Annotated in this window: 14 protein-coding genes and 1 tRNA gene; 10 read left to right on the forward strand and 5 right to left on the reverse strand. The window is 44.2% G+C overall.

Features of this window, described 5'->3' with window-relative positions:
* Positions 1–344: 344 nt before the first annotated feature.
* Positions 345–551 carry a hypothetical protein gene (locus BBC0122_RS09490; protein WP_077993331.1) on the reverse strand — a complete coding sequence of 69 codons (207 nt, stop codon included), beginning with the start codon at positions 549–551 and terminating at the stop codon, positions 345–347.
* 552 nt (positions 552–1,103) lie between these two features.
* On the opposite strand from BBC0122_RS09490, the gene BBC0122_RS13045 reads away from it, so the two are divergent.
* Entirely contained in the window at positions 1,104–5,357 is a 4,254-nt protein-coding gene (locus tag BBC0122_RS13045) for an autotransporter outer membrane beta-barrel domain-containing protein (protein ID WP_188318023.1), read from the forward strand.
* Between the two features lie 1,122 nt (positions 5,358–6,479).
* Here the strand turns inward: BBC0122_RS13045 and BBC0122_RS09500 are convergent.
* Positions 6,480–6,899 carry a hypothetical protein gene (locus BBC0122_RS09500; RefSeq protein WP_077993332.1) on the reverse strand — a complete coding sequence of 140 codons (420 nt, stop codon included), beginning with the start codon at positions 6,897–6,899 and terminating at the stop codon, positions 6,480–6,482.
* Between the two features lie 814 nt (positions 6,900–7,713).
* On the reverse strand, positions 7,714–8,346 hold the full coding sequence (locus tag BBC0122_RS09505) for a hypothetical protein (RefSeq protein WP_077993334.1): 633 nt from the start codon (positions 8,344–8,346) through the stop codon (positions 7,714–7,716).
* A 718-nt stretch (positions 8,347–9,064) separates the two neighbouring features.
* On the opposite strand from BBC0122_RS09505, the gene dapB reads away from it, so the two are divergent.
* Together dapB and BBC0122_RS09515 are read left to right on the forward strand one after the other, a co-directional pair.
* A complete protein-coding gene (dapB, locus tag BBC0122_RS09510; protein WP_077993336.1) occupies positions 9,065–9,871 on the forward strand; it encodes a 4-hydroxy-tetrahydrodipicolinate reductase in 807 nt (268 codons plus the stop codon).
* Between the two features lie 34 nt (positions 9,872–9,905).
* Positions 9,906–10,523 (forward strand): 2,3-bisphosphoglycerate-dependent phosphoglycerate mutase, encoded by a 618-nt coding sequence (locus tag BBC0122_RS09515; protein ID WP_077993337.1) that lies wholly within the window; start codon positions 9,906–9,908, stop codon positions 10,521–10,523.
* Positions 10,524–11,352: 829 nt separating this feature from the next.
* On the opposite strand, the gene BBC0122_RS09520 is transcribed toward BBC0122_RS09515, so the two are convergent.
* Positions 11,353–11,691 (reverse strand): hypothetical protein, encoded by a 339-nt coding sequence (locus tag BBC0122_RS09520; protein ID WP_077993338.1) that lies wholly within the window; start codon positions 11,689–11,691, stop codon positions 11,353–11,355.
* Between the two features lie 347 nt (positions 11,692–12,038).
* Between BBC0122_RS09520 and BBC0122_RS09525 the strand changes: the two genes are divergently transcribed.
* Positions 12,039–12,123: transfer RNA gene (locus BBC0122_RS09525), tRNA-Leu, on the forward strand.
* Positions 12,124–12,249: 126 nt separating this feature from the next.
* Positions 12,250–13,611, forward strand: a complete 1,362-nt coding sequence (locus BBC0122_RS09530; RefSeq protein WP_188318024.1) for a DUF6538 domain-containing protein — start codon at positions 12,250–12,252, stop codon at positions 13,609–13,611.
* A gap of 400 nt (positions 13,612–14,011) precedes the next feature.
* Here the strand turns inward: BBC0122_RS09530 and BBC0122_RS09535 are convergent, their stop codons facing one another.
* A complete protein-coding gene (locus tag BBC0122_RS09535) occupies positions 14,012–14,254 on the reverse strand; it encodes a hypothetical protein (RefSeq protein ID WP_077993340.1) in 243 nt (80 codons plus the stop codon).
* A gap of 633 nt (positions 14,255–14,887) precedes the next feature.
* On the opposite strand from BBC0122_RS09535, the gene BBC0122_RS09545 reads away from it, so the two are divergent.
* The 5 genes from BBC0122_RS09545 (at position 14,888) to BBC0122_RS09565 (ending at position 19,057) form a co-directional block, all read left to right on the forward strand.
* The gene (locus tag BBC0122_RS09545; RefSeq protein WP_077993342.1) at positions 14,888–15,145 is read left to right on the forward strand and encodes a type II toxin-antitoxin system prevent-host-death family antitoxin; all 258 of its coding nucleotides are present in this window, start codon (positions 14,888–14,890) and stop codon (positions 15,143–15,145) included.
* Positions 15,142–15,552 (forward strand): hypothetical protein, encoded by a 411-nt coding sequence (locus BBC0122_RS09550; RefSeq protein WP_077993344.1) that lies wholly within the window; start codon positions 15,142–15,144, stop codon positions 15,550–15,552. Before BBC0122_RS09545 ends, BBC0122_RS09550 begins: the two co-directional genes overlap by 4 nt.
* 969 nt (positions 15,553–16,521) lie before the next feature.
* Positions 16,522–17,325 (forward strand): hypothetical protein, encoded by an 804-nt coding sequence (locus BBC0122_RS09555; protein WP_077993346.1) that lies wholly within the window; start codon positions 16,522–16,524, stop codon positions 17,323–17,325.
* A gap of 24 nt (positions 17,326–17,349) precedes the next feature.
* On the forward strand, positions 17,350–17,733 hold the full coding sequence (locus tag BBC0122_RS09560; protein ID WP_077993348.1) for a hypothetical protein: 384 nt from the start codon (positions 17,350–17,352) through the stop codon (positions 17,731–17,733).
* 418 nt (positions 17,734–18,151) lie between these two features.
* Complete coding sequence (locus BBC0122_RS09565) at positions 18,152–19,057, forward strand: AcrVA2 family anti-CRISPR protein (RefSeq protein ID WP_077993350.1); 906 nt, start codon at positions 18,152–18,154, stop codon at positions 19,055–19,057.
* Positions 19,058–19,078: the final 21 nt, after the last annotated feature.

Genomic DNA, 19,078 nt, shown 5'->3' on the forward strand with positions numbered 1-19,078 from the left:
TCGGTTTTCGCCCCCGAATAAATCCGGATTTCATGGGGGAACACTCCCCTTTCGGCTTTACCGTCTTTATTGCGGGCGACTTTTTTCGCCCCCCACCCTTTTTTTCATTTTGGTCTTTTCATTCTTTTCTTTTCATTTTGGTCTTTTCATTCCGGAAAATTTTGCTTTTGACTTTTCGCGAATGCCGTCCTCACACCTATTGACGAGAAACACGTCCGCAATTTCAAAAGAAACCCGCTATAAAACTCTTTAACTCTAAAATTCTTCAATTCTAAAATTCTTCAATTCTAAAATTCTTTAAGCGGTATCTTGCTTTTTAATTGTCTGGCAATTCCGGAATTGGTTTATATTTTATCGCTCTCCTCTTCCTGCAAAAGTTTTGCCCATCTCTCGACAAAGCGGTTTTTCGACCATCTTCCACAATCACCAATTTTTCTCCAACAATGGGATTTCTTGTGCGATTGCCTGCTATCTGCAAAACCGGAAAACCTTAATGACACAAAATGACCAACCTGTTTTGTGATATTTTTCCAGACTTTGTCAAAAAGCATAGTCTTGCAATCTCCACCGGTTTTTAGAGAATTCCGCCATTGCGCCCGACAAATTTCCCAAAGAGCGGAAGAAAAACCAAGGGTAAAATTCCATTATTCGCTTTTTAACGCCGCTAAAACCATCATTTTTCAAATAGCATTCTATGTTTTTGCTTCCCGAAAAACTATTATAGAAAACCGATTTTCACTTTTATTCATATTGAGAATTAACATTAAAACAAAGTTATTATGCCAGCTAATTTATTATATTTATAATACTATTTTTAATATTTAACGATATAAATATATATATTAATTTTATTATGTTATTTTATTTTATAAAAAATAATTTTCAATACATTTTATTTTATTTTATGAATTAGAATTTTTTTGTGTTATTTTCTATTTATTATTGATTTCATAATTTTGTGTTTTTCTCCTTTTAAATTTCAATAGATCAAGATAGACTGCGTTTGATTCATGCGCCATCGATTAATCGGCTATCTGCCGATGAAGAGCGCTTCTTGTTTTTTTGCGACTCCGGCCTTGGCCATGAAAGAGCGAGGAAATTTTATGCACCTTTCTTCTAAATACAGCCCCCTCTCGAAGGTCTTGTTAAACGCTGCCTCGTGCATCGTTCTTTCGGCTGTGGCTCTTTCAGCCATGACAGTGGAAGAGGTGAAAGCGGACGAGCTTACCTATGACGGCACTGATAACAGCGTTTTAACCGCAGATCCGACAGATATAAATGCTTCCCGCATGAGCCTTCTCCCGCGCACGAGCGATGAAACCAATACACTGACCGTTAAAGGGGTTGTCTCCGGGCAAAGAACGCATTGGGAAAACACTGTTGCTCCCTATAATGTCTATGGCTTTGCTTCTGTGCAATATGATGTGACAGGCAATAATGGCATTGATGGAGCCTCTAACACAGGGGCGATCGTGTCGGTCAAAGATGTCGAATATGACTGGAGTGGAGCCGGAAATAAAGCAACAAATGCCGAACAAGCCGGTCGACTTGGTGGCATGGGAGGCGGTTCGGTTTTTGGTGGCCTCAGTGCAGGCGCACCGGGGAGTACCGCCTATGATGGTACGAATGCGGCCTTGGGAGGAAATGGCGGTTACATCAAGGGCGTTCATGTTACCCTTGATAATGTCGCCATTCATGGAGCCGATGCCGGTGAGGGAAATAGTTCACCCGATGACAACCATCGTGGAAGCACTGTTGGCGGCATGGGGGGTGGTTCGGTTTTTGGCGCAATCAGTATCGGTGGTGCCGGAGCCTGGTCTACACATTCAACCGCCGATGGTTCAAATGGTGGCAATGGAGGCGACATAAGCGGCAATTATGTTACTTTGAAAAAAACCGACCTTTATGGTGGCAAAGGCGGCAATGGTGGGTCGAAAGCCGGTGGAAGTGCCGCGGGCTTTGGCGGTGCAAGTGTGTTGGGCGGTGTTTCTATCGGCGGTGCCGGTGGCACCAGCTATAGCGGAACCCAACATAATAGTCAGGGTGGTTCAACGGGTGTCATCTCCGATAACCACGTTATTTTAACGGATGTAACTTTGACCGGAGCCGACGGCGGTAATGGCGGCTCGACCATTAACGATAACGGGAGTGGCGGAACGGCCGGTTTCGGCGGCGGTATCATCGGAGGCGGACTGGCGATTGCCGGCGGAGGTGGTTTTGCCGGAGGTAGCGGCGCCTCGAATGCTGATGGCGGTAATAGTGGCGCCATCCATGATAACGAACTCACCCTGAACCATGTAACAATCAAAGGCGGAAATGCCGGTAAAGGCGGTGACGGCGCACCCAATAGCGGCGGTGGCGTTGGTGGCATGGGTGGTGGTCTGGTTTTTGGCGGCATGACAATCGGTGGTGCCGGTGGCTCTGGCTATGCGGCTGATACGTCGAGCGGTAATGGAGGTGTCGCCGATTATGTAAAATCCAATAGCGTTACATTGGTTGATGTCACGATTGACGGAGGCGCTGGCGGCGCTGGCGGATCGAGCACAACAAGTGGTGGTGGTGCCGGTGGCGCTGGCGGCGGTACTGTCTTTGGCGGTCTTTCCATGGGAGGGGCCGGTGGTGCCGGTGACGCAAAATCAAACACGGAAAATAGCGAGAGTAGAGGCGGTAATGGCGGCAGTAGCGGAGTTGTCAGCAACAATATTATTTCTCTCGATCACACAACACTGAATGGCGGTATTGGCGGCAAAGGCGGTCAAGGTGGCGGCATTGGCGGCATAGGCGGCGGCAGTGTTATCGGCGGTTTGAGTACCGGCGGCGGCGGTGGCAACGGCTCGAATTCAAAGAAATATAATGGCAATGGCGGCGATAGCGGCGATGTTACCAATAACCGGATTAAGATTGTCGATTCCACATTGAATGGCAATGCGGGCGGTACCGGCGGGTCAATTTCCCATACGATTACAATCTTGGACGAAGAAGGCGACAAGAGTGTTAGTATGGGTGGCAGCGGCGGCGGTGGCGCTGGCGGCGGCAGCGTTTTTGGCGGGATCAGCCTTGGTGGTGCCGGTGGCTATGGTTCGCAAGGGGGATTGAAAAACGGCACTGGTGGCAATGCCGGTACTGTGAGTGGCAATATCATTATCCTTGAACGGGTAGAACTTCACGGTGGTGCTGGCGGCGCTGCCGGAAATATCGACGGCGAAAACAATAGCAATGAAGGGTCCGGTATTCGCGGTTCGGATGGCGGAAGTATCTATGGTGGTGCAAGTGTCGGTGGTGCTGGCGGAATAGGATATGACGCGACACAAACCAATGGTAATGGCGGCAAAGGTGGCAATGTCACCAATAACCGTATCAGTTTGACCGACGTGACACTTTATGGCACGAAAACAAGCCCTAATGGCGATCATAAATACGGGGTTTATGGCGGCGTCAGCATTGGCGGAGACGGTGGCTTTGGCGACATTAGCAACAGCATTGACAAAAACGGCGGCAAGGGTGGTGATGCCGGTGATGTCAGCGGCAATACAATTGAAATTTCCGGAAAATCCGCAATCAATAAAGATATATATGGCGGTCTTTCACAAGGTGGAAAAGCTGGCACTCACTTTAACGACAAAAATCAGCTCATCAACAGCGAGGTGGGGTTCGGCGGCAATGCCAACCACAATACCGTAACTCTTAACGGCGACCAGATCGTCATTGGCGAACGCGATGAGAGCGGAAATGTCACACAATACGGCTCGATCTGGGGTGGTCGCAGCCTTAGTGGTGATGGTCAAGACTGCCTCACAGCCGATGTTTTTTCCGGCAATACTCTCAATCTCAACGGTTACCGCGGAACCGTTTCCGGTATCTATAATTTTGAAAATTATAACTGGACTTTACCGACCGATACCAAAAATGGCGATACAGTGATAAAAATTGCCGAAGGCGGTACACCGGTTGATCTAACCAATACCAAGCACACAATCGCCCAACTGGACGCGAAAGCACCACGCTTTATTGCCGGTGACGCCATCACTTTGATTGATAAATCTGCCGGCAGTTGGTCACCTGTTTCCTATGCGCTCAAACAGGGTCAATTTATCTTTTACGATACAACGCTTAAACAAAATAAGGCCGGAGACAACACCGCTTTCATTCTGCAAATTAACAAGAAAACCGATAAAACTCCCGATCACGATCATGATGAAGATCACGATCACACCGGTGATAATACCGGAGGTGGCGATCATACCGGTGGAGACAATACCGGCGGTAACACTGGTGGCGGTGATAATACCGGTGGCAATAATGGCGGCAATCACAACAATCCGGATCAATCTGCCGCACAATTGAACCCGCAGTCGAAGGCTTATTCGGAAGGTCGTGCAGCAAGCCTCGCCTTTGTTTCGCAAGGCTCCGATGTTATTGCCAACAGCATGGGCACAATTAGCAGTATGGCAACAAGAGCGGATAACCGCTTCAATCATCCGCTCTATGTTCCCTTTATCATAACCGGCGGCTCTTCCTCCCGTTATCAGACAGGAAGCCATGTCGAGATTGACGGTTTCAACATGATTGCCGGTCTTGCTTTCGGCTTTAACCTTGAAGCCGGTCATAAAGTCACGACCGGCGCATTCTTTGAATATGGCCGCGGTACTTATGACACCCATAACAGTTTCGACCGTTTTGCTTCTGTCCATGGCGATGGCGATAACGATTATAAGGGTGGTGGCATTTTCGCCCGTGTCGAATTTGCCGGAACCGGTCTTGGATTGGTGAAAAATCTGAAACCCGACGAAACTGACGGGCTTTATGCCGATGCATCTTTGCGTTTCGGTCAGTCGGACGGGAAGTTTACTGCCGGTCGCAAATTCGGTCTTGCGGAACAGGTGGTCGACTATCACGGTTCTTATGACAGCACGGCCAATTATTTCGGTGGCCATGTCACGGGCGGCTATGTCTTCAATTTTGATGACCGGCGCGCCCTTGATGTCTATGGCCGCTATTTATGGACACATATGGAAAGCGATACCGTTAAAATCGACAAGGAAAAATTGCATTTCGACAGTTCGACGAGTTCGCGTATCGAACTCGGCTCCCGTTATTCCTATCAATATAATGACTGGTTCAAGCCTTATATCGGCGCAACCTATGATTACGAGTTTGATGGCGATGTCGGTGCAAAAGCCTATGAATTCGATTTGCACAAACCGTCACTTGAAGGCTCGACCGGCATTTTTGAAGCCGGTTTCAAGATGAACCCGTTGAGAGACAACAAAGCTTTGACAATCAATGTTGATGGTCAAGGCTATGTCGGCGCCCGCCAGGGTGGCGGCGGCGGCATCAAACTCAAATACGAATTTTGATAAAAGAAATTTTGGCAAAGAAACATCTCAAGCGCTGGCAAAACTTTGCAGTTTGCAACAGTTACGCTTAGCCAATTTCAAAAAGTTACGCTTTGCAGAATTGATTTCGACCGACAGGAAATTCTTGTCTTACAGATTTTGACAAACAATGAATTGAAGCCTTACAGAAGACACCCCGTAAGGCTTTTTTGATGAATTAAAATCCACACGAAAGATAGCGAGCGCGAAAAGCAGATAAAGCCCGAAAAACCTGAAAAGCGTGAGAGGCAGAAAGAACGCAAAAAGCAGAAAAAGCAGGAAACGCAAAAGTTTGCGAAGGAACAACGCCGAAGTTTGTCGGCGAGGCTTCAATTGATGATCTTATCGGGGCACTTGACGCGCAGAATCGTTCCGGCGAATATCCAAGACAAGATCGTATCAATCGAATGCGAAAGCAGAATTGTTCCGGTAAAAGATCCATGCAAGATCATCCTGTTTCAAAGGCGAAGCAGATTTTTCCGTCAAGACAAAGCATTTTCGGGCACATCTTCCGATTACTGAACACCACCCCGCCTCCACTCGACCGGCAAACGCGCCGCCTCTTAAACCGGCGCAAAACAACGCAAACGACCATCACCGTTCTATTGACTGTTTAATAAACAAATCCTGTTAAAAAGTCGATCAATTGACTTTCAAACAGCTTTGCGAAACCCTTTTTCCAAAGCGGTCTCTCAATTTGCTAAAATAGCCATTCATTCCCCCTTGTCACAACGGACTATCAAATCCTTTTGCCAAAGTGGCCCGCCAAATCATTTCGTCAACGCAACCTGCCAAATCCTTTTGCCGGAACGACCGGTCAAATGCGTTCGCCAAAGTGACCCGCCCGCCCCTTTCATGAAAGCGTCCGCCAATTGTTTCGGCCTTGAAAAACCAAGGGAAAAGTGAAAAATCTTCAGCATTCTAACAAAGCCTGCAATGTCACTTTAACAAGTGGCAAAGGGTTTGCAAAAAATTGTAAAGGGTGAAACAAGTTGCTGTTTTATAACCGGTTTCAACCGGTGATAAAAAGATAAAACAGGCCAGTCATTTCACCTCCTATTTTTTCGCTCTCTGTTTTGACGAGTTAGAGATACCCTTCCCTATTTAAAAAATCACGCCAACCATTCTGTTTCCAAATTGAAAACCTCCGACCATTTTGCCTGAAGCTTCCAATCGCTTGACGTTATTGAGAAAATTTTCATCTGCTACACCAAAGAGAGGATGCGTATCATAGTCGGAACGGCCAATCACTTCGACGCTATCGTTCTCCACCGCTTGTAAAAACTCGTTCCGATCGGCACTCGGCCAATAGGCCAATATTTCTTTCGCATAAGCCACGGCAATTTTCTGATATTGCTCATCTGTCAAACGGTCTGCATCGTCCGATTCAAAAAAACTCTGAATAGTGATAATCATTCTGGCATCTTTATAGGGCTGATAATCATTGATATTGAAATCTTTGCCCATTGCATCCTGAAGTAAACCAACGACTTCGGAAAAATCGGAAATTTCCGCACCACTCATTGGCGCTTGATCTGCACCAAGAGGTACAGGACGCGAATAATCTTTGACCTCGCTCTGCTGTTTCTGTTCTTTACTCTCGGCTCACTGTTTTGGCGCTGGATTTATCAGCGGCTGTATTTCCGCTATTACTTAACGCCTCACGTAGAATTTTTAATGCAGTTTCAGAGTTGGAATAGCCGACATTCATGTTTGTGTTGATATTGACTATATCACCTCTCCACAGGTGACATATGGTTTCAAGCTATCATGCTCCCCCACCGAAAGTTCAACATTCTTCATGAATGCCCGTTAATAAAATAATACAAACTCCAATCGAGCCTATAACCGCAATATATTATAATTCATTTTACATTTTTATAATCAATTAACGGTTTTTTTGTGCATAATTATGAGAATTTGAACTATATATATTTTCTATATTAATCTTTTTTGTGATTTTTAAAAATATTTTTCCTGACAGTTCAATAATGATATTTTTAAAACTCACCCCAAATCACACCCCAAATCACAACGGAAGAAAGCGCATAATCTCTGACTGAAGCGCTAATGGAACGACAAATAGAAATATTGATTATTTTCTTTCTTTCAAAATATTAAATAAAAAACAAATATTTTAATTAAAACTATTAATAAACTTTTTTTCAACTAAAACGAAATCCCGCTTTTTCTCGCCGGAAATAATCCTTCAAGCCCGCTCACATACGGCTATGCTTCCTGATGCACAGGAAACATATTTTTTGCCAGCCAAAACAATTCCGGCGATTTCAATCTTCAACTTGATTATAATTTCTGCTGGCGAAGAATTACAACCGGCTCAAACAGTAAATTTGAAGCCCGTTCTGTTTTCTGCATAAAAATCCGATTTTATCTTTTTATATTCCGGATCACCGTAAAGATCGGGCATTTCGCGACCAGCGAGGAAAGCAATAGAACTTTCGTTAGACATGCGAATATAGAAAGCTTTCAACTTTTTATAGAGACTGTTTGCGATGTCATAATCCTTGGCAATAACACCATCGCTTCGAGCATAGTTCTCGTAAATGACAACAGCATTCGCGCGCCTTTTTGCCCATTGAAACGTCTGCTTTTCTAAAGGACCTGCTTGATCTTCAAACTTTATCAACGCCTCGAAACCTGCTCTATGACTACCAGTCGCCTGATAGACCCTCGTATATTCATCCATGCCCATTTCATAAATGAAGAACTCTGCTGTATCCTGCTGGTCTTCCGTATAAAGTCCATCTTTATTGGCCATGATTTCAGCAAGTTGATTGCGCGAAAGTCCTTTGAAACTTTCAGCATCATCTGTCACGTTGATACGGGCAGGTTTCAACTTTTCGGCCACAACAGATGTCGCTGTATCACTCCCCTTGGGGGTGGACGTTGTTGCCGTATTCTGAGTGGAAAGTTGATTGATGCCATAAGCGGAATAGGATGTGTTTATCATTTGACTCACCTCTTATGCACCAGCCCACCTGATGCATAAATGAAGGGGAAATGACAGCCATCATGTCTGCCTTTATGGACCCGATCGGCATTATTCATTAATGCTATTTTGATTATATTATATTTTACATTTAAATTCAAATTCTTCAAAATATTGTTCTATAACCAATATATTATTGATGATATTCGCTCTCTAAATCTGCAACTCAAAATAATCCGAATGGAATATGATTGACATGAATATTCTTTCGAGTTTATCATTTTGGCGTTCCGGTTAAACCTCTTGCACTTTCAAAACCGGATTCGGCGTTCTTTTATTTATAAAACGCAAAATATTGTTCCTGATTGGAAAAAGAGATCTGTCACCCTTAGTTAAAAAAACAACCGGCTTTTCCTGGATAAAGGCCGTCACCCTCGGCATCCGGTTTTTACAAAAAAACATTCCGTAATGATTTTTCCGATTGCCGATTATTCCTTTCCGAAATGAAAAAGTCGGAAAGAAAACCGGAATTGACGGCAATAGAGATGAACGAATTATAGATGGCGAACGGAAACGACATGATTAACGAAAACCGGCCTTCAAAATTCGGCAACCGAATAATTTTTTAAAAAACGGGATGCCGCTTTATTCACCGGTTAAAGCTCTTCTCATTTTCTTGCCAATCAGATAAAACGTAAAATAATGATTTCGCAATAAAAATGATTTGCAGGAGAAGACAATGCGTTTGGCGGTGGTTGGTGCTGATGGTAGAATGGGTAGAGAACTGCTTTCGGCAATCGGGCGGATTGAAGGTGTCGAACTTCAAGGCGCCATTGTCAAATCGGATTCGCCATTCGTAGGGAAAGACGCAGGCCTTCTTATTGGTCAGGAACCTCTGGGTGTCACCATTACCGATGATCCTTTACCGGTTTTTGCCAAGGTCGAAGGTGTTCTTGATTTTACCAGTCCGGAGGCAAGCGTTCTTTATGCAGGTTATGCCGCGCAGGCACGCATTGTCCATGTGATCGGCACTACCGGTTTTTCCGAAGAAGATGAAAAGAAAATCAAAGCGGCTGCCGCCCATGCAACAATTGTCAAATCAGGCAATATGAGCCTTGGCGTAAACCTGCTCGCGGGTCTCGTTAAAAAAGCAGCCAAGGCCTTGAATATGGAAGATTACGATATCGAGATTGCCGAAATGCACCACCGCAAAAAGGTTGATGCCCCTTCCGGCACAGCGCTGCTTTTAGGTGAAGCCGCCGCAGAGGCTCGCAATCAGAATTTGGCAGAAGTGAGTGTGCGCGGGCGTGACGGGCATACAGGCGAAAGAAAAGCCGGTACAATCGGTTTTTCGTCGTTACGCGGTGGCACTGTGGTCGGTGACCATTCGGTGGTGTTTGCCGGTGAAAACGAGCGCATTGTTCTTTCGCATTTCGCACAGGACCGTTCGATTTTTGCCGATGGCGCGGTGAAAGCTGCACTCTGGGCACAAAAGCAAAAGCATGGACTTTATTCCATGGCCGATGTTTTGGGTCTTAATGATTAATTGACTTGAGTAAACCCCTATCAAGGAGGAAAGAATGTCGCGAATATTGGTTTTGGTTCGACACGGACAAAGCGAGTGGAACCTGAAAAATCTGTTTACCGGATGGAAAGATCCCGATCTTTCTGAAAAAGGATTGGAAGAAGCAATCTCCGCCGGAAAAAAATTGAAAGCAGCAGGATTGAAGTTCGACATTGCCTTCACATCCGCTCTGCAACGCGCACAGCATACCTGCCAGCACATTCTTGACGAAATGGGGCAGCCAAAGCTTGAAATAATCAAAAATCAGGCTTTGAACGAGCGTGACTATGGCGACCTTTCCGGCCTCAACAAAGATGATGCACGCAAGAAATGGGGCGAAGAGCAGGTTCACATCTGGCGTCGCTCTTACGATGTTCCACCTCCGGGCGGCGAAAGCTTGCGCGATACAGGTGCACGCGTTTGGCCTTATTACCTCCACAACATCCAGCCGCATGTACTGCGTGAAGAAACGGTACTCGTTGCAGCCCATGGCAATTCATTGCGTGCGCTCATCATGGCTTTGGAAGGCTTGAGCGGCGAAGAAATTGTCAAGCGGGAGCTGGCAACAGGTGTTCCCATGATTTACGAGCTTAATGCCGATTCAACAATTGCTTCCAAAAAAGTGCTTGAATAGATAAACCTCGATTCAAACCTATGCCATGCCGGAACAAATCTGTTCCGGCATTTTTTATAATCGCTGCTTTCTATCAGTCACCATCATGAAAATTGATAGCTAACACCTGAAACCACAAATCCTGAAGCTGAGCTGCGCAAAAATGCACCGCGCACTATTAAAGGCGGGATTAAAGGCGGGGCGGCATTGAAATAGTCAGAACCACACCCCAAGACATAACACTGCCTGACATTACCTTGCTCAAGACTTCATACTGCTCGACATGTCACCGCCCAACATGACATTGCGCGACATTGCACCGCTCGACATTACTCTGCGTGGCTTTACATAGCCCGACATTGTTCTCCGAGACGTTCCATTACATGACATCACTCTGCCCGAAATCATACTTCTCGGCATTTCTATGCCTGACGTTACACTGCTCGACATTACTCTGCGTAACGTTACATTCCTGATATTACACTAATCAACGTTACACTGTCTGCATCGCAATCCTGACATCACATTGCCCGACGTTACATTGCCTGAGATCACACTGCCAGACATTTGCCTAACGACATTATATTGCCCCACATTGCAAACAGAAAAATCTACGTTATTTCAGTTGCGGTGAACTTCCCCAAATCGGCGAACAATCAAGACGGCTTTATTCCGTCCACTTTATTCATTTGTTTGCATCTCGTTTGTTTTACTTCCTTCTGTTGCTATAACTTCCCTTTTGTTTAATAACTTCTTCTTTGTATGTTTCTTTTTGTTTTACTTCTTTCTGTTGCCTCCACTATTTTTTGTTTTACTTCCTGCTTTTTACATGCCCCCCATTCTCAGTTGCTTAACTCTTTTTCGTGTATTTCGTTTTGTTTTTCTTAGTTCTGTTCCGTGCGTTTTCTTTTGTTTTATTTCTTTCTGTTGCATCCACGCTCTTTTGTTTTACTTCCTGCTTTTTACATGCGCTCTGTTTTGATTTGCTTAAATCTTTTTCGTTCAATTCGTTTTTTTGCTTAGTTCTTTTCCTTGCTTCCTCTCTTGTTTTACGACCGTCTTTCCAGCCCGTTTCCTTTTGTTTGCCTTCCTTCTTTCCCCGCGCCTTTCCTTTTGTTTTACTCGCTTCTTTTCGTGCACACTGTTTTATTGTACTTGTTTCAATTTCGCGGGTGCTGTTATGTTCCAATTGTGTTGTTTTTCCCGCCCCCCATCACAACAACCGGCTTGAACGGCTTGAAACACTGTTGCCGATCCGTCGGCAATCATTTAGACACAGCTCAGCCTTTCCGTTGCGCATTCCGGTCTGCCGGTCACGTGACATCTCTGCCATTCCCCTTTATTGATCTTTTCACGACGTACTGGTCCGTTTTTATGGCGCCTCTCGATCATGGAAGTTCTTTTATCCTGCCAGTGCTGGAATTTTATAATTTCGGGAACGGCGAAATGGTCTTCAAGATAAATTTTACGATGGCTTGTGGGCTACATAAAAATCCGGTTGACAGTTTAAGATTGCCAGCTTAGATGGAACGCAATGCCCAGATGGCGGAATTGGTAGACGCGCAGGTTTCAGGTATCTGTGCCGCAAGGCGTGGAGGTTCGAGTCCTCTTCTGGGCACCACTTAACAAATGCTAACTTATTGATTTTGTTCTAATATTTTTTATCGGTTCCAAAAAAAACGCTGAAAATGGCTATTTGGGACACCAAATGTGACACCAAATGGCCCTCAAACTGGGACACTTTGGAATGAGAACAAATAGTTTCAAATCAACTGGATCAACCCGATATCTTGCCCTTCGCGGCCGTAAATTTTACTATAAAAGAAAAGTTCCTGTTGAACTCAAAGATATTGATGAGCGCGGTCCTGTTATCCGCGTTGCTTTAAAAACGGATGAACTTTATATAGCCCGCCAACAGCGCGACATTCTGGAAGAGGCTGATAATCAATATTGGGCTTCTTTGATGGTCAATGGAGAGAGTAAAATTGCTCAGCACCGCTACAGCGCGGCACAAGCCAGAGCAAAAGCTATGGGCTTTAGCTACAAGCCCTATTATGAAATTATGGAAGAACCACTTCGATTGATGACGGATCGTGTGAAGATCGCACAAAAAGAAAAAGAAAATGTTCAGGCTCTTGATTCGGTGCTTGGGATGGTCAAAGTTCCCGATGTCACGCTTAGCGATGTTGAAAAAACCTATTTTGAGAACATAGCCCCTCCGATCATCAAAGCCAAAAGCCCGGCGCAGAAGAATCATTGGACGAAAGAACGCAAACATACATTCAACCTTTTACGAGAGGAAATTGGCAATAAGGCTATTGGCGATATCACTCGTGAAGATGCGCTGAAGTTTTACAAGTTTATTATGAACAAGGTGGCTCCTCATAACGGTGAACCGACCCATTCTGCTTCTTTTGGGCGCAAACAGCTTGCAAGGGCACGTGGTTTCTACGCCGATTATTTTAAATATATCGGCGATGCCGAGCGAACAAATCCTTTTGATGGACTGACTTTCAAGGATACTGATCGCAAGTCCCGTCCGCCTTTTCCATTGGAATGGGTTAAAGAAAAGATCCTTGTTAAGGGTGCGTTGGAAGGGATGAATGATGAAGCGCGCGCGATTTTGATGGTTGCCATTGATACTGGTGCGCGTTTGGGTGAGATTGCCAATCTGCCCCCAGAGCGTATTCGCCTTGATGCCAAGGTGCCCCACATAGAGATTGCACCTATGGATGAAAAGGGGAAACGCCGTGAGATCAAAACACGCTCATCAATCCGTCAGGTGCCATTAATTGGCTTGGCACTTGCCGCATTGCAAAAGCATCCAAATGGTTTCCCGCGCTATCATGACAAGGAAACACATTTATCCAATGCGCTTAATAAGTATTTTAAACAAAATGAGCTGTTCCCGAGTGAAAAGCATTCAATTTATTCGTTCCGGCATTTGTTTGAGGATCGTATGAAGGAAGCTGGCGTTGATCACGAATTGCGTCGTATCCTGATGGGGCATTCTTTGAAACGTCCAGAATATGGCTCCGGTGGGTCTTTAGAGTGGAGACTTCAGGAGTTAAGCAAGATTGCAATACCCTTTGATCCATCAATAATTTAGCTACAAAACTAGCATTGGAAATAAATGATTATGAAGAGATATAATGCGTTAAGAGCATAAGTCGTCAAGAATTGCTTGACATCTGAACTTGTAAGAAATTCTTACAAGTTCAGATATTCGTTGCGGATGCCAACGCTATAATCAAGAATTTGATATGGATAAAAAGATAGGTATCATTCAATACAAATCAGCCAATTTATATCAGTCGCAATGAATCCTATTCGCCTGAGCGGCGCACCGTGAAAAGAAAAATGGTGTTGCTATTTTTTGTCAACTTCGTGCTACCTATTATCAAAATAAGTAGCACGAAGTTGACTTTTACGAGATTAAAATGATCAACGTCAAGTCTACGCATTAATATATATGAGGTCCATGACGTAGATCTTATCAAGTCATGTGATTATGACGAGTTTGATGATGCTGCGGCAGCCTTATTTTTCTCAACCTGTAAACGCAAGAGATCAAGTTTGCTCAAGTTATTTTCTCGTGTTTCTATTTCGCGGGCGTAACGCTCATACATAATCATGAGAGGACCGTATTTATCAGGGTCACTGACAATAAGTTCAGCCAGGAAAGCAGCACATTGTCTCAGTTCGCCTATATCTACATTGTTTTTGTCGGTGTTAATATTCTTCGTATTCATCCAAATACCTATCATGAAGGACGAATCGACAAATAGAAATTTATAAAAATTTAGAGACTGTAGAAAAAATCATCAGTATTTGGATTTTGTCTTTTTCGTGTAAATGTTGGGTTGCTATCGTTCTTAATCAGATGATTAGTGCAACGTACTGGACAGTCGTTCCAGAAGAATAACATGCTTAGCAGCACGCTCTTCTATCGTGAGCGGCTTACCATCACAGTTTTCTTTGAGAAATTGTTTCTCTAAATCCACTCGACAATCTGTTAATCCGAATTCCAAGCAGATATATGCGAGAATGTTTTTACATTCTTCGTCACGGCTTTTTTCGTCTAAACTGTCTAGGTATCGAAAAAGTGGTTCAGTTGATTCATGCATATCTAAATCTTTCCAAAGTTGGCATTGAACATAGTCGTTTTGGGAAAAATTTTGATATTTGAAACACACTTGGCATTAAGTCACCATCCCAAGCTGTTTGTTATATATATCTGGAAACGTGCCTTCACACAAGCGATTACATACACAATGGGTAAAGCCCGGTTTAGTCATAGCATTCTCATTTCTTAATCTTATAACTTGAAATATGTTGGAAAATACGTATATTTCGTATAATTCATAAATATAGGAATTTTAGCAATGTCCAATATGGTTAAAGAATATTCATCTAGCGATCTTAGTCGAAAATCAGCAGATGTCATTGCTGAGGCTTTGCGGCATCCGGTTACAATCACACAGCATAGCAAGCCGAGGCTAGTGCTTATGAATATCGTTGATTATAAGCGGTTGATCGCTCAAAATGACACACGATCTGTTCATACGATAGAAAGTATGTCTGATGAACTCTTTGAAGAGTTTCAAAAAGCCGCTACGGAATATGGAAAGAATGACGCATGAGTTACGATGATATTCGTACAGCTTCCATTATTATCTATCCGTATCTGTGGGAACATCAAGCCAGCAAAGGCGAGACTGAGGGGCGTAAGAAACGTCCTGCAGCTGTTGCAATGCGGTTGCTGCAAAACGATCTCTTAATTTTATGGCCGATAACGACGAAAGAACCTAGCCAAGATCGATTTGCAGTCGAGATACCAGATATAGAAAAGCGTCGTGCTGGTTTGGAGCAGGATTTAAGACTTTGGATTATTTTAGACGAGTTCAACATTGATAAGATCGGAAGTTCTTTTTATCTGGAGCCTGATCCACCCATAGGTGCATTTAGCAAGGCTTTTTTCCTGCCCTTAGTTCGCGAATTCATAGAGCGTCGGCAACAGTTAAAAGGCATCGAACGCTATAAAGGATAAGATAGGTTCTTGCACATAAGTTTTGTTTCCCTTCTACTTCTTTAAGACAAGTGATTGATTGCAGAAAAATGGGGTCTGGATAGGAAAATCACACCAGCAAAAGCGCTGCATTGGAGGCCGCCCAATGACACTGACGGAAAGGCAATTTGAAACTCTCAAATGAACACAACGCGTCCCTTATATATTAAAGTTAATGTTTAGTGTTCCCGTCATTGGCTATTTAAGCAACCAATGACGGTCAGATGTAAGATGTCCGCAGTCGTGATATAGCATGCTCTTTTAACATACCTTCGAATGTTCTGGTCTTACGGCCTTCACTGAGCGCAACCCGGATATGGCCGTTACAACCGCGCTTACGACATTTAGTTGCGGTTTCGACTTCAATCAGATAAAGTGAGATCTTATCTTCTAGATGTTCCGCTTGTGTCTTGGCAATGACTTTTGCTGTTTGAGATAATAGACACTAAAACATTTCTTGCATATCTTTTCCATATGGGCATTGTCATAACGATCATCTAGTCACAGAATTAACAAATGACGCAATAAGGTCATGATTACCAATGTTTTTTGATATGGATTTTTAAAAATATTCTTTTATAGTGATAGACGGAATGGCCAGAGACAGTGCATCACCATTCTTTCGGTTAAGAACGAAAAGCTAGGCACTAAGATAGGTTTCTTTCACTGTCAGGCTCTGGGCAACCAGAGTCCGATAGTCCATGGAACCTTATCGCTGCCCGATCATTTCTAATTGGTCGGGAAAGCTTGATGTTATAAAATAGGTGCTTACTGTGAAAGCAGGGCAACGGTGGAAGCCCCAGCGCGAATGCTGGTGTGTGAAAAGCCTAAGTTGGCACTGAAGGCATCATAGCTGGAAGCCTAGCAACAGTTCTTAACTTTCCCGATAGACCCCTGTGTCGGATGCACCACAGGCTTTGAAGGGGAGAGCCATGTCACAAGGCTCAACAGATGGAATTGCACGAGACGCGCCAAATTGGAATTGCACGAGACGCGCCAAATGGCGAGATAGATATATTCCATTCAACAATCAGTATCATAAAAAGCAGTTACAATCATCTTGTCTCGATATTGGATGATGAGAAAAAAACATGGCCTTTTGACAAAGAACTGGCCGGTAACGCTTTGGCCTTGCTTGAAAACGGTCTTTCCTACCTTGAAGCATTGACAACAGGCCGCGATATTGAAGACGAAAATATTGAAGGCTTTGACGATGATGTCTTGACCGACGCACCGGATTTAAAATTTTACGCCAAAACATTAAACCGCATGGTTGATGATGGCCATATCGATATTGCCCTTAATGCCCCACTTCCAGACAATATCAAACAAGACGAGTGGAACAGGCTTTTAGCGCAGATTAAAGCGGATAAAGATAAACGAACGATCATAGGCTTGGACATTTACAATATGTACCAGAATGCCGGTTATTCTGAGCAACAGATGGCCGATACTCTTGGTATAGAGCGTGAAGCATTTATTGATATTGCGACCGGCCAAACCCCTATCAGGGTAGAAACATTGGTTTGGATATGTACAGTGTTGCGTATTGACCCTTCAGCGCTACTTTTCGAAGCTGTCTATAACGTGAATGATAAACCATATCACTCTTTCCGCTATGCCCGAATGATTTATGAACTGAATGATGCCAAAGCAAAAGGCAAAGAATACTTTATCGAAAGAAGGAAGGCTACAGACCAGTTAATCAATGATTATGGGTTTAGTCATGCCGATATGACACGAAAGATACATTAGCTAGTAGAGTAAGGTGGAGAGGGTATGGATAAATGCCAAATTAGAAAAATAATCGCTGAAGAATTAGCCGCTTTTGTAGAAATTGCAGCTATTCCATTAGCTGAATTGGCAGATAAGGCCAATATACCCGAAGCGAGATTGAGCAGTTTGCTTGATGGAAATGAATCGGCAACCTTGGAAGAATTTGTTTTGTTGCTAAAGGCAATGCAGATTGAACCTCAATATCTGCTTTTTCGACCACTCTATGACGAGCAGATACAGCAATATGAATACCGCTATAAGATGGCACGAATTGCTTTCAAAACCATGGCAGAAAATGCGGCGCATCCGAATTACCAAAAAAGAATAGACACTTTGGCAACCCTGTTGAAAAACGGGTTTGAGACCGGTTTTGATAAACACGCATAAGATGGAATACTTGTTGTGGCCGGGAACGCCGCGACACCAAAGCAGAAAGTTGCGCCAGCTATCTCCATGCAAAAGCGGCTCCTTTATCTGCAAATCGTCCTTGTTGGGAGGCAAGGGCGTTATGAAGCAGCGGTTTAGAGCGTTTGTACCGTCGCTTCATGAATTTGGAGAATTGGAAAAGCCAGACACCAAGCCCTCTCTTAAGTGTCTGGTTTGCGTCAGGTATGAAATGCGGGGCATATCATTGGACTGGCGCAAGGCGGTTGACCGACCTATTGGGGATTGGTCAACCGCCATAAATTTGCTATAAAAACGTGTGGCTTGGCAGACACATGTATTTATCCGCCAGCGGCCTTGGCCTGCTTACGGAGAACGGTAGAAGCCCACCTTCACCGTTCTAAAATTTGTGGAGTGACAGATGAATGAACCGGCAAGACTGAATTATAGTACGCATATTCTGGAAGGTCTTATCGACACTGATCGACCTCTTGGCAGTGTCAACGACATGACGATCACAACTATTCTATCGATGTTTCTCGATAGTGCTGTTAAATTCCAGTTGCCGCAAAATGGTGAATTATTGGCACCGGAAAGCTATGACCAACAGTTGATGGACTTTTTTCATTTACCATTTCCAGTAACCGCTTTCGAGACATGTGTAAGCGCTGGTCAAACCACTGAGCCGCGCACTATTTTATGCTTCGAGCCTGATATGGAGATATTGGGCTATTTGCCGCAGCTATTGAAAATCTGCCTTGATGCCGGAACAACCAAGGGAGCGTTTTGCGTGTTTTTCCGCAAAACAAGCGAGGGCTGGACGCTTGGAGATACAGCCGTATTTCTGCCCTATGAAAACAAGCTGCATAAGAGCAAGAGCGATCTTGTATTTGAGGGTATTCCATTTGTGCTATTGGCCGACAGTTATTTTTCCAAGAACAGCAGCCGGAAAACAATGACTGTCGAGAAAGCCGATTATGAAGATGCCTTTACCATTTTAAGCGCCTGTACCTATACGTCCTGTGAAGGTATCGAGACGGTGATATTGAAAGCGCCGGAAAAATTAAACCAGAAACGGGCGAAACGGAATAAAAAGCCCTTTTACGATTATCACCTTCTGGCCGTTAAACCGCGCCAGCGCCAGCTTGCAAGTGACGAGAACACCACACAAGAAGGTTTACCGATTAAAAGGGCAAGCCCTCGTCCCCATATGAGGCGCGGATATTTCAGAACCCAATATAATAAACTGCAATGGCTTGCCCCTACGACAGTCAATGGAACAGGCGGCGTTAAGTATAAGGATTATATCTTGATCGGTGGAATTTGAAGGATGACGCTATTCAGGATA

This window comes from Ditibartonella choladocola (assembly GCF_002007565.1).
Taxonomy (GTDB): domain Bacteria; phylum Pseudomonadota; class Alphaproteobacteria; order Rhizobiales; family Rhizobiaceae; genus Bartonella; species Bartonella choladocola.